15 protein-coding genes are annotated in these 16,800 nt (G+C 61.2%); 1 reads left to right on the forward strand and 14 read right to left on the reverse strand.

The window, feature by feature from the left end; translation table 11 throughout:
* Positions 1 to 214: 214 nt before the first annotated feature.
* Together TK42_RS12940 and TK42_RS12945 are read right to left on the reverse strand one after the other, a co-directional pair.
* Complete coding sequence (locus TK42_RS12940) at positions 215 to 844, reverse strand: ribonuclease T2 (protein WP_103734368.1); 630 nt, start codon at positions 842 to 844, stop codon at positions 215 to 217.
* Positions 845 to 888: 44 nt separating this feature from the next.
* Positions 889 to 1,866 carry a Gfo/Idh/MocA family protein gene (locus tag TK42_RS12945; RefSeq protein ID WP_103734369.1) on the reverse strand — a complete coding sequence of 326 codons (978 nt, stop codon included), beginning with the start codon at positions 1,864 to 1,866 and terminating at the stop codon, positions 889 to 891.
* Positions 1,867 to 1,992: 126 nt separating this feature from the next.
* Between TK42_RS12945 and TK42_RS12950 the strand changes: the two genes are divergently transcribed.
* Positions 1,993 to 2,355, forward strand: a complete 363-nt coding sequence (locus TK42_RS12950) for an NUDIX hydrolase (RefSeq protein WP_032876122.1) — start codon at positions 1,993 to 1,995, stop codon at positions 2,353 to 2,355.
* Positions 2,356 to 2,370: 15 nt separating this feature from the next.
* Here the strand turns inward: TK42_RS12950 and TK42_RS12955 are convergent, their stop codons facing one another.
* The 12 genes from TK42_RS12955 to TK42_RS13010 form a co-directional block, all read right to left on the reverse strand.
* The gene (locus TK42_RS12955; protein WP_032876124.1) at positions 2,371 to 2,619 is read right to left on the reverse strand and encodes a DUF1652 domain-containing protein; all 249 of its coding nucleotides are present in this window, start codon (positions 2,617 to 2,619) and stop codon (positions 2,371 to 2,373) included.
* A 457-nt stretch (positions 2,620 to 3,076) separates the two neighbouring features.
* The gene (locus TK42_RS12960; protein WP_103734370.1) at positions 3,077 to 3,313 is read right to left on the reverse strand and encodes a hypothetical protein; all 237 of its coding nucleotides are present in this window, start codon (positions 3,311 to 3,313) and stop codon (positions 3,077 to 3,079) included.
* A 4-nt stretch (positions 3,314 to 3,317) separates the two neighbouring features.
* Entirely contained in the window at positions 3,318 to 3,764 is a 447-nt protein-coding gene (locus TK42_RS12965) for a GNAT family N-acetyltransferase (protein WP_103734371.1), read from the reverse strand.
* An 89-nt stretch (positions 3,765 to 3,853) separates the two neighbouring features.
* Complete coding sequence (locus TK42_RS12970) at positions 3,854 to 4,183, reverse strand: hypothetical protein (protein ID WP_103734417.1); 330 nt, start codon at positions 4,181 to 4,183, stop codon at positions 3,854 to 3,856.
* A gap of 150 nt (positions 4,184 to 4,333) precedes the next feature.
* A complete protein-coding gene (locus TK42_RS12975; protein WP_032876133.1) occupies positions 4,334 to 5,407 on the reverse strand; it encodes a class I SAM-dependent methyltransferase in 1,074 nt (357 codons plus the stop codon).
* A 38-nt stretch (positions 5,408 to 5,445) separates the two neighbouring features.
* Positions 5,446 to 6,894 carry an adenylosuccinate lyase family protein gene (locus TK42_RS12980; RefSeq protein ID WP_103734372.1) on the reverse strand — a complete coding sequence of 483 codons (1,449 nt, stop codon included), beginning with the start codon at positions 6,892 to 6,894 and terminating at the stop codon, positions 5,446 to 5,448.
* On the reverse strand, positions 6,894 to 8,327 hold the full coding sequence (gene purB / locus TK42_RS12985; RefSeq protein ID WP_103734373.1) for an adenylosuccinate lyase: 1,434 nt from the start codon (positions 8,325 to 8,327) through the stop codon (positions 6,894 to 6,896). The genes TK42_RS12980 and purB overlap by 1 nt, the downstream gene beginning before the upstream one ends.
* 29 nt (positions 8,328 to 8,356) lie before the next feature.
* A complete protein-coding gene (locus TK42_RS12990; protein ID WP_005787772.1) occupies positions 8,357 to 9,343 on the reverse strand; it encodes an HOASN domain-containing protein in 987 nt (328 codons plus the stop codon).
* Positions 9,344 to 9,380: 37 nt separating this feature from the next.
* Positions 9,381 to 10,376 (reverse strand): HOASN domain-containing protein, encoded by a 996-nt coding sequence (locus TK42_RS12995; RefSeq protein ID WP_032876140.1) that lies wholly within the window; start codon positions 10,374 to 10,376, stop codon positions 9,381 to 9,383.
* Between the two features lie 261 nt (positions 10,377 to 10,637).
* Positions 10,638 to 12,089 (reverse strand): efflux transporter outer membrane subunit, encoded by a 1,452-nt coding sequence (locus TK42_RS13000; protein ID WP_103734374.1) that lies wholly within the window; start codon positions 12,087 to 12,089, stop codon positions 10,638 to 10,640.
* Positions 12,086 to 15,262, reverse strand: a complete 3,177-nt coding sequence (locus TK42_RS13005; RefSeq protein ID WP_103734375.1) for an efflux RND transporter permease subunit — start codon at positions 15,260 to 15,262, stop codon at positions 12,086 to 12,088. The genes TK42_RS13000 and TK42_RS13005 overlap by 4 nt, the downstream gene beginning before the upstream one ends.
* A complete protein-coding gene (locus tag TK42_RS13010; RefSeq protein ID WP_103734376.1) occupies positions 15,259 to 16,425 on the reverse strand; it encodes an efflux RND transporter periplasmic adaptor subunit in 1,167 nt (388 codons plus the stop codon). Before TK42_RS13010 ends, TK42_RS13005 begins: the two co-directional genes overlap by 4 nt.
* Positions 16,426 to 16,800: the final 375 nt, after the last annotated feature.

The following is a 16,800-nucleotide window of genomic DNA, read 5'->3' on the forward strand; positions in this document are numbered from 1 at the left end:
CTTTGTCCTGGAGCCTTCATGCCATCCTCTTTTCCAAAGTGACCCGCTGTAAAAGCGGAACCAATAGCGGCCGTTACCACAGGAATGGACATGTACTCGGTCTGATCCAGCCTCGTGGTCGGCCCTGAGGCCGCCATCGGGAGCAAGCTCCCTCCCACAAGATCAGTGCTGCTTTTAGGCCGTCACGAGAACAACCTGGCTGCCGCAATCGAGCTCAGCGCTGCGTCGGAATGCGAATATCACCGCTACGGCATTGGCTTTTTACACTGCGCGGGCATCCGGTGAATGCCAGTTCCTTGGTCAGGCACACGCGCACCTCCGACAGCACCTTGCCCTTGCAGATCACTGCCAAGCCGTGATTGCCCATGCGCGGGTTACTCTCGCGAAACAAGTCCTCAATCTCACGCGCCTGTAGCGACGGTGGTGTATTGAATGGCTGCAGTTGCGGCGGGATGACCACCGCGCCGAGTGCCGTGTCGGTCTTGTCCAGATACTCCAGCGGTTCAAGCCCGCTGCAGGTGCCATGTTTGGCCCACTCGTGCTTGAGCAGCGCACGGGTTGGAAACATTGCCGCACCCTTGTCCATTTCCTCGTCATTCAAGCGTGACTGTGGCGCACAGGAGGCCGGCCACCCTCCCCGCGCGTATTGCGGCCACAAGCCGTGTAACACAAACCCATAGCCCTTGCCCGTGCACTGTTCATTGCCTGGGTGCGTCAGGCAGAAGGTCGGTGACCACGACAACGACAGCACATAAAAGTCAAACTCCCCCGGCAGCCCTTGGTCACGCGGCGCCGCAGTTGCAACTGTGGCGATCAGGAGCCACAACACCATCCAGTATTTCATCCCGGTATTCCTTTAAAAAATGAAGTCTTACGCTATCGCGGCAGCTAGGGATGATTGGAGTAACGTTGCAACACCTTGTCCAGGATGATATCGGTCTTCAACGCCTCGATCGCCAGCGACGGATGTTCGGCGTCCCCGCGAATATGCGCATTCATGCCCAGTACGTGGTGCCACTGGATATGTGCATGGCACGGCACGTCCAACACCTCGCTGGTTTCGCCTTCCAGGCGCAACGGCTGGTCCTCGAACACTGAAAACTGAATGCGGCCACGGCTGCCGATCAATTCGACACGGTCTTCGCGACGGTCCGCCACGAAGTTCCAGCAGCCCATGCCCAAGGCACCATTGGCGAAGGTCCAGCAGGCCGTCACGGCATCCTCTGCCGCGTAGCGCCCGGCCTGACGCGCGGAAAAGCCTGAGACCTCGACAATATCCCCGGCCAGGTACTGGAACAGGTCGAACCCGTGGCTGGCCAGGTCGGCGAAATAGCCGCCACCGGCAATGGCCGGATCGGTGCGCCAATTGGCGGCGTTGCTATCAGTTGCAGCGGCAGGCTTGCACAGGGTCCAGGTCAGGTGCCGCAACTCACCGATACGCCCTTCCTGCAACCAGCTGCGCACTTGCTGAAAACGCGGCAACGAGCGCCGATAGTAGGAAACAAACAGGTGCAGCCCGGCGCGCTCGAAGGTGCGTTGCATCAATGCGCTCTGCTCGGCATTCAGCGACATGGGTTTTTCGACGCAGCAATGCTTGCCCGCCGCCGCCACCATCAGGCTGTATTCAAGGTGACTGTCGGGCGGTGTGGCGATGTAGACCGCATCCACCTCAGGGTCATTGATCAGTGCCTGGGCATCGGTATGAAAACGCGCGATACCGTGCCGCGCCGCATAATCGCGCACCGCCTCGATACGCCGCCCCATCACGGCCACCAATGCCGAACCTGGCGCTTTGTAGAAAGCGGGTCCACTCTTTAACTCAGTGACACTGCCACAGCCGATCATGCCCCAGCGTATGGTCTTCATCGAATGCCCTCGTTCGTCTTCGTCAATCGGGCAGTATCCACATACAGAACCCGGCACGCCATAACCACTTAGCATGACATTTGCATTACACTTTTGTGACATTCATCCGGCGCGGGGGCACATACGATGAAAATTAGGGCAACCGTCATTTGCGAACATGAAGGGCATATTCTCTTTGTGCGCAAGGCCAGATCAAAGTGGGCCTTGCCGGGCGGCAAGGTAGAACGCGACGAACGCCCGGTGGGCGCCGCCGAACGCGAGCTGGAAGAAGAAACCGGATTAAGCGTCGATGGCTTGCTGTACTTGCAAGAGCTGAAGGCCCGCGACACGCTGCACCACGTGTTCGAGGCCTCGGTGGTGAATATCGAGGAGGCGCGGCCGTGCAACGAAATCGTTGCCTGCCAGTGGTACGCCTACAGCGCCCTGGACGAACTGGACACCACCGACGCCACCCGTCACATCGTCAAATCCTTCCTGCGGCGCCTCTGACGCCGCGCACAACCACTAACCTACCGCCGCAAACCCACGGCGCCCGGCCTTGATCTCGGCACGCAACTCACCAATCAGGTTTGAGATGGAACGGATGCTGTTTAGGCCTTCAGGGGATACGCACGTCAACAGAAGATCGACGCGACCGGACTGCGGCTCATAGATGCTGATGCGCAGCGAGCCATCGCTGTTCAAGGTGCAGTCGCAGCAAAGAGGCTGGAACCCCGAGGCCATGATGCGGTTGAATTCGACGATCGAGATCATGACAAGCGCCCTTGTACGGGCCTACCTGATGGTTGTGATCCAAACAGCGTAGATGAGGTTTTGCCGCAGGCCGGACGATTGATGCAAAAGTGTTAGCCATGCCTCATTTCGCCCGGCAACGAGCGCGTTTCGAATGACAGGTCGTATCGCTGCCGTTATTGCCCGTACTTAATTCCAGGCAAAAAAAATCCCAAGTAGCTGATGGAAACTTGGGATTTAAAAATGCATAAACCGTGGGAGGTGAACGCCCGGCTATAGTAGCGACTGTAAAAACGTGTAACAAGATTATTTTAATCCTTTCGTCGGATTGAAAGCGCCGTAAGTCATTCAATAACCACATGTTTTTTATGGTAACGGGAACAGTTAGTGCCACTTTTTGGTGCAAGTAACGGTTATACCCGTGCCATAAGTCCATTTATAAAAAAGGGTTATTGATTAGGTACGGCACACTGTTCAATCACTGTTCACTCAATTGCTTGCACGTCTGTTGAAGTTCAGCGCGCCTGGCAGCGCTCACCTCCACGACGGTCTCCATGTGCCGACAAAGCGCCAGGCGCTCAGCGGCCTCTTCACGCTGGCGGTCCACCTGGGCGTTGAGTTGAACGAAATAGAACCCCAGCAGCGCCGCGAGGCACAGCACCCCCACGGCGAGATACAGCAAGCCGTTGGAGGATGGGGTTTTTTGGGCACTCATGACCTTAGGGTGCCCTGCTCTTTTCGTAGCGAACATCGTCGCCATCAACTGGGCCGACGCTGGACCAGCCCAGGCGTTGATAGAAACCGTTGGCACGGATTTCATCACGCCCGTCAGTGACCAGGTACAGCCTGTTGTGGCGTTCAAACAAAGCGGCTTCAGCCACTGCCATCAGTTGCCGTCCCAGGCCCAGGTTCTCGTGTGTGGGCAACACGAACATCGCGAACACTTCACCTTCATCCAGATCAACCATGGAAAATCCGGCGGCCTGGCCGTTGACTTCGGCGACCCAGGCGCAAGGCGCTTGGCGTATCGCGTCGACCAGTACCGGCGGCGTGATCCCCCGTTCGGCCATCTGCTCAAGGCTCAGATGGTTTTGCACCACCGAGGTGCGAATAGCGCACAGCGTATCGACATCATCGGCTGTCGCCGCTCGAATAAGCACTCGCATACAAGCCTCCATGAAGAAGTGCGCAATTGTATGCAAATACTCACACAGGGTTTGTGGGGGATTTGTAAGCGTCGTTAAACGGCTTCGGCTTATTTACGTGCGACTTTGTAGCGCAGGCAATCCTGGTAAAAACTTTTGCGGATCGCCTCCGGCTTCAGTCTTGAGTGGCTGTCATAGGTTTGCTCGGTAATCCCCATGGCCATCATGCGCATCCAGGATTTGTTGAACTTGATGGTCTGGATCTTCTGCCGAGCGGCATACAGCGACACTCCGGACAACTTCAACTCCTGAGCCCTGGCAGCTGTGCCCGCGCCCCAACTGCACATGTACTTGTCACCCTCACGCAACTCCCGAGCCTGTACGGTGGTCGTGCCCCCCGCCAGGGAGCAGGCAATCAGCATCATTCCAACAGTGCGCATTTGCATCCCCGCCTAACCACCTGAAAATAAAAGTGATTTTGGCGAGGATTTTGTTACAGAGGGGCCATTAAATTGCCTTATTGCGCAATATTTCGGGAACGCTGCGCACCGTGGCGAGGATGCAAGCGCCTTCGCCACAGCAAGCTCACATCAAGGCTTGAGTTCGAATAGCGCCGGCATCGGCGGCCACTCCGAGGGGACTTTGCGGAAATGGCTGAAACCGGCCGCCTGCGCCATCTGGCGCGCACGTTTCTCACCCATGAACGCACCCAGCCCTTCCCCGCCATGGGACAGCGAGCAAGTCATGCAATAGAGGGTGCTCTGCGGGTACATGACGCGGCCGAACAGGTTCATGTTCTCGTGCAGCTCTTCGGACAGGTTGAGTTCTACCATCAGGTAGGTGCCGTCTTTGGCCGTGGCGGCGCGCAGGTCCTTGAGCATTTGCTGGGGGTCAGTGGCGTCGTGGATCACCACGAAAGTGGTCACGAAGTCGAACTGCTGGCCGCGCAGGGCATCCGAATCGTTGACCTCGAACTGCACCCGGTCGCCCACCCCAGCCGCCTCGGCGTTGGCGCGCGCCAACTCGATGGAAGGCAAGTGGAAGTCGCAGCCGACGATGCGCGCCTCGGGGTAAGCCTTGGCCATAGTGATCGCCGCCAGGCCCGCCCCGCAGCCGAAATCCAGCACACTGCCACCGGTTTTGAGCTTCTCTTCGACACCGTCCAGGGACGGGATCCAGTGCTGGACCAGGTAGTGCTTGTACCAAGGCATGGTCATGCGCTCCATGCCTTTCCAGGTTTCCAGCGGGAACGCTTCTTCGGCGCAGCCACCGCCATGGCGGAAGGCTTCGATGACTTTGGGCGCCATGCTTACGAACGGCACGCTCAACTGGATGATGCCACCGGCGAAATACGGCGAGTCTTCATCGGCGAGTACCGGCACAAATTCAGCGGGCATCCGGTAGCGGCGAGTTTGAGCGTCATAGGTCACATAATTTCCGGTGACCATACTGCCCAGCCATTCACGCAAGTAGCGGGCGTTGTAGCCGGTCTTGTGCGCCAATTGTTCCAAGGTGACGGCCTCGCCGTCGGCCAGTGCCTTGAACAAGCCCAACTGGTCGCCGATGTAGAGCATGGCGCCGCGCAGCGTGTTGCCGTAGTCCTCCATGATGCGCGCCGAAAACTGTTGAACCTTGGCTTGATCAACTTCCATAAGTTTGGACATCTGTCGCTCCTTGATGATTGTGTAAGTCTGTTCAGTGATCAACGCGCCGCCAGTTTGGACAGCACGTTATCGACGATGTGTTCGGACATGCCCAGGTGAGTTCTCGGCTCGAACAGTCGCGCCAAAGCGCCTGCATTCATGACGGCAAGCACCCGGGCGTCGGCTTCGATTGCGGCGCGGATCGACACGTGATCACGCTGGCTGGCCTGGGACACTTCAAAGATGATCTGGTAGGCGCTGCTCTTGCCCAACTTGCGCGCCATTTCGAACACCACGGCTTCGGTGCAGATCGCATCGCCGTAGGCATGGGCAGTGCCCTCCATCTTTTTGACGTTAACGGTGAGCCCATCGATGGTGTCGGTCAGGATCGACAGCGCCATCAGCGCATAGTGAGAAACGTCCGCCACCGCACACCATTCCAGGCGTGTGCCGCGATAATCGCGCTCGTGTTCGAGGATCATCGCGTCCAGGGCCAGCATGACCTGGGCCTTGGCCAGCCGCGCCAACACCACCACTTGCTCGCAGCCTTCGGGGTTGCGTTTGTGCGGCATGGTGCTGCTGCCGATCTGCTGGTCGCTCCAGCCCACTTCCACTTCAGCGATTTCCCAGCGATTGAGCGTGCGGATCTCATCGGCCACACGGGCCAAGGAGGCCGTGACCATGGCCAGGGTGCTGACGAACTCCGCGACGCGGTCACGGGACACGTGCCACCCCGTCAGCGGCACCTGCAGCGACAGGCGCTGCGCGAAGCGTTCCAGCATCGGTATCGCTTCCGGGCCGAACGCCGCCATGGTGCCAACCCCGCCGAACAGCTGCACTACCAGCACACGCTGACGCGCTTCGGCCAGGCGCTGGCGATGCCGCAACAGTTCATCGATCCAGCCGGCGACCTTCAGCCCGAAGGTGGTCGGCAATGCCGGGATCGAGTGAGTCCTGGCCACCATGAGCGAGTCACGGTGCGCATCGGCCAGGGTCGACAACTTGCCGAGCAAGGTCTCCAGGGCCTGGTCCATCGCGTCGAGGACGTCGCGCATTTCCAGGGACTGGGCGGTGTCCTGGATATCCTGGGTGGTGGCGCCGTAGTGAACGTACTCGCGGGCGCTTGGGCTGCAATTTTTTTGCAGGGCGCTCAGCAACGGCATCAGCGAATGGCCGGTGGCTGCCACGCCCTCGGCCAACTGGCGCACATTGATGCCCGACAGCAAGGCGGCTTTTTCGATTTCCAGGGCGGCCTCGCGCGGGATGATATTCACATCGGCCTGAGCCATGGCCAGCGCGGCTTCCACATCCAGCCAGCGTTGCAAGCGACAGTGACTGCAGAAGATCTTGCGACTCTGCGGGCCGGCATAGCCTGAACCGTGGGTTTTCGAGTCGAGAATGTGGCTGTGTTCATGGCGGCATTGCTCGCCTTCATGATCAAGGCCCAGGTGTTCGGTGCGTGCGGTGCAAGACGCACGGGCTACCGTTTCCAACGTTTGCGCATCCATTACATACCCTCCATAGCGTACTGGGACTGACTGGTATTGCCTTGGGTTGCCATCACCGCTTCAAGGTCATCGCTTGAACAGCGGTGGATTGTTTTATTGGCCACCTGCTCGACCATCTCCGCCGCCAACCCGGTGTAGGCGGCCGGGTCAAGCAGGTCGTCGAGCGCCTGGCGAGTGAAACAGCCGTGCAGACGTTGATCGCTGAGCAAGGCTTCGCGAAAAGAACCGCCCGAACCTTGAGCCTGCAGGGCGATGTCGTGGATCAGGTGATGGGCCGTCTGCTTGCCCAGACGCGGCGCCAGCGCGAGCATGATGCGTTCCGACAGGATCAGCCCGCCGAGCATATCCAGGTTGCTGCGCATCCGTGCTTCGCGCACGTCCAGGCCGGCCTGCAGTACGCCTTCCATACGGGCGAGCAAGGCCCCGGCATAGATGAACAGCTCCGGCAAGGCAGCCCACTCAATCCGCCAGGTGGTGCCGTCTCGTTCATGCAGCTGGAATGCCGCGTCGGTGAGCGCAAGCATCTGCGCACGCACCAGGCGCGACAGCGCGCTGATCAAATCCACCGTCGACGGGTTTTGCTTGTGGGGCATGGTGCTGCTCCCCACCTGCCCTGCCCGTCGCCCTTCGCGCACCTCATCAATCTCGGTGCGTTGCAGGTGGTAGATCTCATTGGCAACCCGACCCAGGGTTGCCGATGCCTGCACCAGCAACCACGCCGCCTCCAGAATGCGGTCGCGGGCGCTGTGCCAACTGCTCAACGGTGCCGCCAGGCCGAGGCTTTCCAGAGTCCGGCGCTGCACCTCCAGGCCCTGCGGGCCAAGACCGGCCAGGGTGCCCACGGCGCCGGTGAGATTGCCCACCATGACCCGGGCATAGGCTTCGTCAAAACGCTCAAGGTGTCGATCAATCTCATCGACCCACACTGCCACCTTGTAGCCGAACGTGGTGGGCAGCGCTTGTTGCCCGTGGGTCCTGGCGACCATCGCCGTGTGTTTGTGTCGCAGCGCAAGCTTGAGCAAATGCCCACGGATAGCGCGCAAACGCTGCAACACCAGGCCCCAGGCATCGCGGACCTGCAACATAAGGCCGGTGTCGAGGATGTCCTGGGTGGTCACGCCGTAGTGCACGTATTCACCCAGGCCATCGGCGCACAGGGCCTCCAGTGCGCGAAGGGTCGGCACCAGGATATGCCCGGTTTCCATGCTTTGGCGTCCCAGGGCATCAAGGTCCAGCAGTTCCACACTGGCGACCCGGGCGATTTCCCGCGCGGCCTCAGGGGGGATGATGCCCATCTGCGCCTGGGTCGCCGCCAGTGCTGTTTCAACATCGAGCCACTTCTGCACCTGATTGGCATCAGAGAAGATCGCGGCAAATTCCGGGGACGAGTAAGCGCCCCCGTGGATACGGGATTCAGTTATATGACTTGGCATGTCGGGGTACTCGCGTTGTCCAGGGAGGGCTATTTCACGCGCTGCATTTCTTCCCAGACCGCATCGTAATAAGCCCGCTCCAGCCGGAAGTGCTCGGCCAGCGACGTCAGAAACGCGTTCTGGAACCCGAGGTCCGGAATACGACGTGAAATCAGCGCCCATTCACGCTTGGCCCGTGGCGGCACCAGGCTGATATGCACTTCGTAGTACTGCGCGTCGTCCTGGCTCAAGCCCGCGTTACGCAAAGCGTTGTACAGCTTGCCGTGATTGCCGGGCACCACCAGCTCGGTGATATAGAACACCGCCAGGCCCCAGCCGACATCGGGGTTACGGAAACACCGCGCGCGGTTGTTCAGGTAGGCGATTTCTTCGGGCATGGTCGAGATGGCTTCGAAATCGGCGGTCAGGCCAATGGCGGCGAGGAGCTTGGCCAACAACCGAGGGTGGGAGCGCTGCTCGTCCTCTTCACCCAACTCGCCGTACAGATAACGGCCGAGTGCGGCGGCCTCGTCGACGTCGGTCAGGTTGACCAACAGGTCGGCGGCATCACGGTACAGGCGGTAGGTGCGGAACCATTGATGGCGCAGAAATACCTGCAGTTGTTCGCGGGAAGCCTTGCCCTCAAACACATACTGCGACATCGGGTGATGCTCTCGCGATTGCGCGGCAATTTGTTCTTCCAGGCGTTGCTGGAAGCCGGTTTCGGACAAGGGCGATGCCAGATCCACCGACGGCATGAAGCGCTCTTGCACGCGATAGATGGCATTGGCCAGCCAGCGACGGGTCGAGGCGCTGGCAACGTCATCGCTGAGCGAAAGGATATACAGCAATTGCTGGCACTGCGCCGCGTTTGCGGCGTCGCCCTGCAAGCCCGACTCGCACAGGCCGCTCAGCATATTGGCGGCAATTTCGATGCGATTGAACGTTGCCTCGGGCTTCAGCGCTTCGGCCAACAAGCGGGCTTCGGCGGTGTGGATATTCTGCAACTGCGGCTGCGAGAAATTACGTGGGCTCATCATGTGCTCCATTATTGTTGTTCTGCGATCACAGGGCTCAGGCAGACAGGCGCAGTGCCTGCATCTGCTGCCACAAACTGTCGAAGTAGGCCTTGTTGATTTCGAAGTGACGTTTCAACGCACGCATGAACGTGCGCTGGAAGCCTTCATCGCCGGCGAACTTGGCAATCAGTGCCCACATCTCCTCGGTATCGATCTCATCCTGGGTGCCATGCAGGCGATGGAATTCACTGGGTTGCTGTGGAACATCCAGACGTTGCAACAGCTCGTAGATGCGCCGATGGTTGACGCAACTGACTGACTCCACCGCATAGAGCAGTGCAAGGCCCCAGGCGACATCGGTGTGGCGCACGCAGCGAATGCGATTATTGAGGTAGGCCTTTTCCAACGGATGCAGCGCAGGAAAATCGATCGCCAGCGCTATATCGAAATATTCCATCAGATGGGCCAGCATCGCCGGGTGCGAACGCTCCGGCGTCTCGGCACCCGCTTCACCGTAAAGGTTGCGGTAGAACACCGAGGCGTCTTCGATCGCTTCAAAGCGAAAGGCCAGTTCGGCCAGCAGGCTGTAAAAGTTGTAGGAGCGGGTCCAGTGATGCTCCAGGAAGAACCGCACATCTTGCACAGGCGGCGTACCCTGGAACAGGTGCACCGACATGGGGTGGTTGACCCGGCTGCGAGCGGCGATTTCAGCGTCGACCAGTTGTCGGAACTCATCCACCGGCAACGCGGTGAAGCCCGGCAGGTCAACGGCGAACTCATCTTCGGCGCGGTAGACCTCACTGGCCATCCAACGGCGGGTCGGCTCAGTGCGTGGATCGCCCGGAATGTGCAGTTGCAGCAGGGCTGCCTGGTAGTGGGCGTAGGCATCGGCATCCCCCGACAAGCCTTGCCGGGTCAGCGCGAGCAGTGCTTCCAGCGCGCGGGTGACCTGGGCGTAGTGGGCGCCGGGTTCCAGGGCACTGGCCATCAGTGTCGAGGCCGTGGTGAACAGGTCGGAATCCGAGCGTTGTAACAGGGCAGCAGTATCCATTGATAACCCCTCGATTCTTGTTTTTGTGATTTGGCGTACTCGAAGAAAAGGCTAAAGGTTCCTCTAGTGGCAAGGTCAATACCTGTAGGAAATTTCTTTTCCCAATGGACATTTACCTGGCGTGTGGAGAGCAAAATGTGGGAGGGGGCTTGCTCCCGATGGCAGTGGGTCAGTGCCAGATGTACTGACTGACCCGCCGCCATCGGGAGCAAGCCCCCTCCCACATTTGCACTGCCGTGCTGTGTTTTTGCTCGGCTGTGGCTAACGCAGCGCCGCAGCCCCACTGCAAGCCTGCCCCGCCTGTTCACAAATCTGCCAGCCACCGCCCAGCGCCTTGTAGATCCCCACCACCGCCAAGCGCTGCTGGGTGCGCGCCGCCGTTAACGCACGGCGGCTGGTGAAGTCGGCACGTTCGGCCTCAAGCACATCCAGATACATGCCCTCGCCTTCGGCAAATCGCGTGCGCGCAAACCTGGCCGCCTCGCGATTGGCCGCCGCCTCCAGCAGCCGCAGGCCCAAGGTGCTGCCCGCGGCACTGTTGGCCTGGAACGCATCGTCGGTTTCCTGCAGGGCACGCAATACGGTCTGGTCATAGGCGATCAAGGCCGCTTGGGTACGCGCCTCGCTGGCGGCGATCCGTGCGCGTACACGCCCGGTGTCCAGCAGCGACCAGCGAATCACCGGGGCGATAACGTTCGACTGCATGCCTGCATCACCCAGGGAGCCGAGGCTTCCGGCCAGTAGTCCGATGGAGCCCTGCACCTGGATATCCGGATACAGGCCGGCGGTTTCCACGCCTATTTGCGCAGTCTCAGCCGCCAGGGTGCGTTCGGCCGCGGCAATATCAGCGCGCCGGGCTAACAAGCCGGCCGGATCACCCACTTGCAGGGTGCGCAGGCTCAAAGTCTCACGACCGGGCCTGGCCAGCGGTGGCTTGAACCCTTGTGGTGCCTGCCCCAGCAGCACCGCCAACGCGTTGTTGGAGGTTGCGCGTCGCCGTTCAAGGTCGGGCGCTACCGCCTCGACATTGCGCAGCAAGGCCTCGGCGCGCAGCCGGTCGAACTCGGTGGCGGCGCCGACGCTGACCAGATGTTCCACCAGGCCCAGGCTGTCGCGCTGGCTCTGGCTGATATCCGCGACCACCGCCTGTTCAGCTTCGATCCCTTGCAGTTCGAACCAGGTGGCCGCGACGGTGGCGGCGACGCTCGCCTGCACACTGCGCAGCAATGCCTGGCGCGACCCCGCCTGCGCTTGCGCTGCCTCTACCGAGCGGCGGACGCGCCCAAACAGGTCGATTTCCCAGGCCGCATCCAGCGCCGCGCGGGTGGTTTCGATTGAGCGTTCCTGGCCCAGCGGCGTCTCGACTTCACTGCGCCGTCGGTGCTCATAACCGAGGGCGGCACCGCCACTGGGCAGAAACCCTTGGCGGCTCTCGCGCAGCATCGCCTTGGCTTCATCCAGGCGTACGGCGGCGATGCCGATGTCGTGGTTGGCCGCCAGCGCCTGCTGGATCAATTGGCTGAGTGCCGGCTCGTCGAACACTTGCCACCACTGCACCTCGACCTCACCGCTGCCCAGACCTGCAACGGGCGCACCGAAGCTTGCCGGCCTGTGCGGGGCGGGCAGCACCGGCGCGGAATAGTCAGGCCCTACCGCAGCGCAGCCGGCCACCAGCAGCAACGGCAACATAAAGAGTGGAAAAGACCGTTTCATGATGCGCGCTCCTCCAGCTGCAACTTCGGACTCGAACCCTGACGCTGCAAGCGCAGCGCCAGGCTGCGCATCACCACGTAGAACACCGGCGTGAGGAACAGGCCGAACAGCGTCACGCCCAACATCCCGGCAAACACTGCAACCCCCATGGCATGACGCATTTCGGCCCCGGCGCCACTGGCCAATACCAGCGGTACCACGCCGGCGATGAATGCAAGCGACGTCATCAGGATCGGCCGCAAGCGCAGTTGGCACGCGTGGACAACCGCCTCCAACGGGCTCGCACCTTCGGCTTCGAGGCTGCGGGCAAACTCGACGATCAGAATGGCGTTCTTCGCCGCAAGCCCCACCAACACCACCAACCCGATCTGCACGAACACGTTGTTGTCACCGTCCACCAGCCACACGCCGATGATCGCGCTGAGCAAGCACATGGGCACGATCAGCAAGACCGCCAGAGGCAACAGCCAACTGTTGTACTGCGCGGCGAGGATCAGGTACGCCAGCAACACACACAGCGGGAAAATAAACAGCGCCGATGACCCGGCGAGTTTTTGCTGGTAGGTCAAATCCGTCCATTCATAGGTCACGCCTTCGGGCAGTACCTCCTGCGCCAGCCGCTCCATCAGCGCAACAGCTTGCCCCGAGCTGACCCCAGGCATCGCCCCACCGGAGATATCCGCCGAAGGGTAGCCGTTGTAGTGAATCACCCGGTCCGGGCCGGAACCCGGTGTGACGGTGACAAACGCCGACAATGGCAACATGTTCCCGGCCGCATTGCGCACTTGCAGGCGGCCGATGGCTTCGGCCTGCATACGATGGTCGGCATCAGCCTGGGCGGTCACCTTGTAGGTCCGGCCGAAACGGTTGAAGTCGTTGACATACAGCGACCCGAGATAGACCTGCAAAGACTCGAACACATCCGCCAGACGCACGCCCTGGCTCTTGACCTGGGTGCGATCGATGTCGACGTTCAACTGCGGTGCGTTGACGTCCAGGCTGGTCATCAATCCGGCGACCTGGCCCGACTCAGTGGCTTTGGTCATCAATACCTGGGTCTGCTGCACCAATGCCTCAAGCCCAACCCCGCCACGGTCCTCGACCTGTAACTTAAAGCCACCGGTCACCCCAAGGCCGGGCACCGGCGGCGGCGGGAATACGCCGAGGAATCCGTCAGGGATGCTCGCGAACTTGGCTTGCAGGCGCCCGGCGATGGCAACCGCGGTCATATCGGGCGAGGTTCGTTCCTTGAATGGATCGAGCATGACGAACATCACCGCAGCATTCGGCACATTGACGAAGCCGTTGACCGATAACCCCGGGAACGCCACGACGCTTTCGACGCCCGGTTCATCCAGGGCGATCTTCGACATCTGCCGCACCACCGCATCGGTACGGTCCAGCGAGGCCGAATTGGGCAATTGGGCGATACCCACCAGATAGTACTTGTCTTGCATCGGCACAAAGCCCGCCGGTACAGCGTTGAAGCCGAACCAGGTCAGCGCCAGTAATGCGCTGTAGGCGACCAGCGCCACCCCGCGGCGGCCGACGACCTTGCGCACCGAGTTGCCATACGCCTGCGGCGCCCGCTGAAACGGTCGGCTCAGCACCTGCACCCAATGCGCAGCACGACCGCGCAGGCTGCGCGGGTCGTGCGCCACGGCGGCGCTGCGCGGGCGCAGCAACAGGCCGGCCAGCGCCGGACTCAGGGTCAACGAGTTGACCGCCGAGAGGATCGTGGAAATCGCGATGGTCAGCGCAAATTGCCGGTAGAACTCACCCTGCAGACCACTGAGAAACGCTGTGGGAATAAACACCGCCGCCAGCACCGAGGTAATGGCGATGATCGGGCCGGTGACCTCCCCCATTGCCTTGCGCGCTGCCTCGGTGGGCTTCTCGCCGTTCTCGATATGCCGCTCGACGTTCTCGACCACCACGATGGCATCGTCGACCACGATGCCGATCGACAACACCAGCCCGAACAACGACAAGGTATTGAGGGAAAACCCCATCAGATGCATGACCGCGAAGGTGCCAATGATCGACACCGGCACAGCCATCAACGGGATCAGCGATGCGCGCCAGTTACGCAGGAACACCACCACCACGATGACCACCAGCAGGATCGCTTCCATCAGCGTGATGGCGACTGACTCCAGCGAAGCGCGCACAAACACGGTCGGGTCGTAGGCTATCCGCGACACCAGCCCTTCGGGGAAGTTGGCCTGCAGGCGCTGCATGGTGTCACGCACCGCCTGCGCTACATCGAGCGCATTGGCCCCTGGGCTCTGGATGATCTGCAAAGCCACGGCCGGCTCGCCATCCAACAGGCTGCGCAGCGCATAGGCATCGGCGCCCATCTCGATACGGGCCACATCGCGCAGGCGCGTGACCTGGCCGTTATCGCCGGTGCGGATGATGATGTCGCCGAACTGCGCTTCGTCCGTCAGGCGCCCGAGAGTGTTGACCGTGACTTGGAAAGCCGCATTGGAATCAGGTGACTGGCCGACCGAGCCGGCTGCCACTTGCACGTTCTGCTCGCGTACGGCGCCGATCACATCACCGGCGGTCAAGCCACGGGCAGCGATCAGGTCCGGGTCGAGCCACAGCCTCATGCTGTATTCACCGGCGCCCCACACCAGCACGTCGTTGATCCCCGGTATGCGCGACAGCTCATCGCGCACCTGCAAGTAGGCGTAGTTGGAGATGTACAGCGGGTCATAACGTTGGTCGGGAGACAGCAGGTGGACCACCATGAGGATGTCCGGCGAGGTCTTCTGCGTGACCACACCGAGACGCTGCACCTCTTCGGGCAAACGCGGCAACGCACGCGAGACGCGGTTTTGCACCTGGATCTGCGCCATGTCGGCATTGGTGCCCTGGGCGAAGGTCGCCGTCAGGATCATGCGGCCATCGGTGGCAGACTGCGAGGTCATATAGAGCATGCCCTCAACACCAGTGATCACCTGTTCCAGTGGCGCCGCCACCGTCTCGGCAATCACTTGCGGGTTGGCCCCAGGATAATTCGCGGTGACTTGCACAGTGGGTGGCGTAACCGCGGGGTATTCGCTCAGCGGCAGGTGGAAGAAGGCGACAAGGCCGCCGATCATCATCAACACCGACAGGACGATGGCGAAGATGGGCCGATCAATAAAGAACCGTGGAAAGCTCATTGCACGCCTCCCACAGTCAGCGGTGCCTCAAGCGGCTTGCCCTCGATGCTGGAGGCCAGCGGCGTCACCGTCATGCCCGGGCGCACCAGCCCTTTGACAACAATGCGCTCGCCCGGTTGCAGGCCCTGTTCAATCACCCGCAGGCCGTCAGCCATCGGGCCCAATTCGACCGGGCGGTATTGGGTCTTGTCGCCGTCACCGACCACCAGCACATAGCGCCGGCCCTGGTCGGTGCCGATGGAATGGTCGGCAATCAACACCCGCGTTTGTGCCGCGCCGGTGTCCAGCTTGACCTTGGCGAACAGCCCGGGGGTCAGGCGCCCGTCCGGGTTTTCGACCACCGCACGCACGCGCACGGTGCCGGTCTTGCGGTCGGCTGCGTTGGCCAGAAAGTCCACCCGCCCGGCCCGCGCATAGGTCGCATCATTGAGCATCGCCACCATTACCTTGGCAGCTTTGTCCCCCTTCGATCCGGCGTGTTCACGGGTCGCTGCCAACGAGTGCAGATAGGTGCGCTCGTCGACATCGAAGTACACATGCAACGGATCGACCGAAACGATCGTCGTCAACGGCGTCTCCCCTCGGGTGACATAGTTGCCTTCGGTGACGAGGGCACGATCGATGCGGCCGCTGATGGGCGCGGTGACGCGTGTGTAGCTCAGGTCCAGCTGTGCCGTATCCAATGCCGCCTTCGCTGCCTCGACCTGGGCCCTGCCGGCATTCAAGGAGGCAATGGCGGTGTCGAGGCGATCACGCGCCACCACCTTCTTGGCGAACAGTTGCTCGGCTCGGCCATGCTCGGCCTGGGCCAGCAACGCATTGGCCTCGGCCTCGCGCAAACGCGCCTTGGCAGCGTTCAACGCGGCCTGAAATCCCCGCGGGTCAATCACAAACAACGGGCTGCCCTTGGTGACGAACTGGCCTTCGGGCACGCTGACACTTTGCAGATAACCACTGACACGCGGGCGCAGTTCGACCTGCTCAATGGCGGTCAACGAACCGGTGTACTCGACAAACGGCGTCACCGCTCGCGCCACCACTTCGGCCACCGGCACGCTGGGCGGCTTGGCGGCAGCGGCCGGCGGCGCGTTGTCTGTGCATCCGCCCAGCGTCAACACCACGGCCATTGCCCCGGTGATCAGGCTTATTGGTTTGGCGTACATCGTTCACCCTCCTTGGAATTTTCAAGACAAATCGACACTGGAGGTTTTTATCGGGCTTGCCACATTGGGAAGGTCAAGCGCTATAAAACCGGGAGGGTGTGTTTTTGTCTGGAGGGTGTTTTGAGTGGGGATTGGATGCGCAGGTCAAGCGCGCTTTATAGCAGCCGACGGTAACCACGATGCGAAGCGAGCCGCTCTTGATCTTGATCTGCTTTTGATCTTGATCTTAAGCGCCCCGTCAAACCACGCTGGCCGGAATTCGACAGGGATTTGGGGGGTAAACCGGCAGGGATGCCGGTTTAGCCGCCCCGCGCCATGGATGGCGCGTGGCGGCGGCCCCCCAAATACCTGTCGGATTACGGGCACACCGAGCCC

It is taken from the genome of Pseudomonas sp. GZJR-8, from assembly GCF_002916705.1.
Taxonomy (GTDB): Bacteria; Pseudomonadota; Gammaproteobacteria; order Pseudomonadales; family Pseudomonadaceae; genus Aquipseudomonas; species Aquipseudomonas synxantha_A.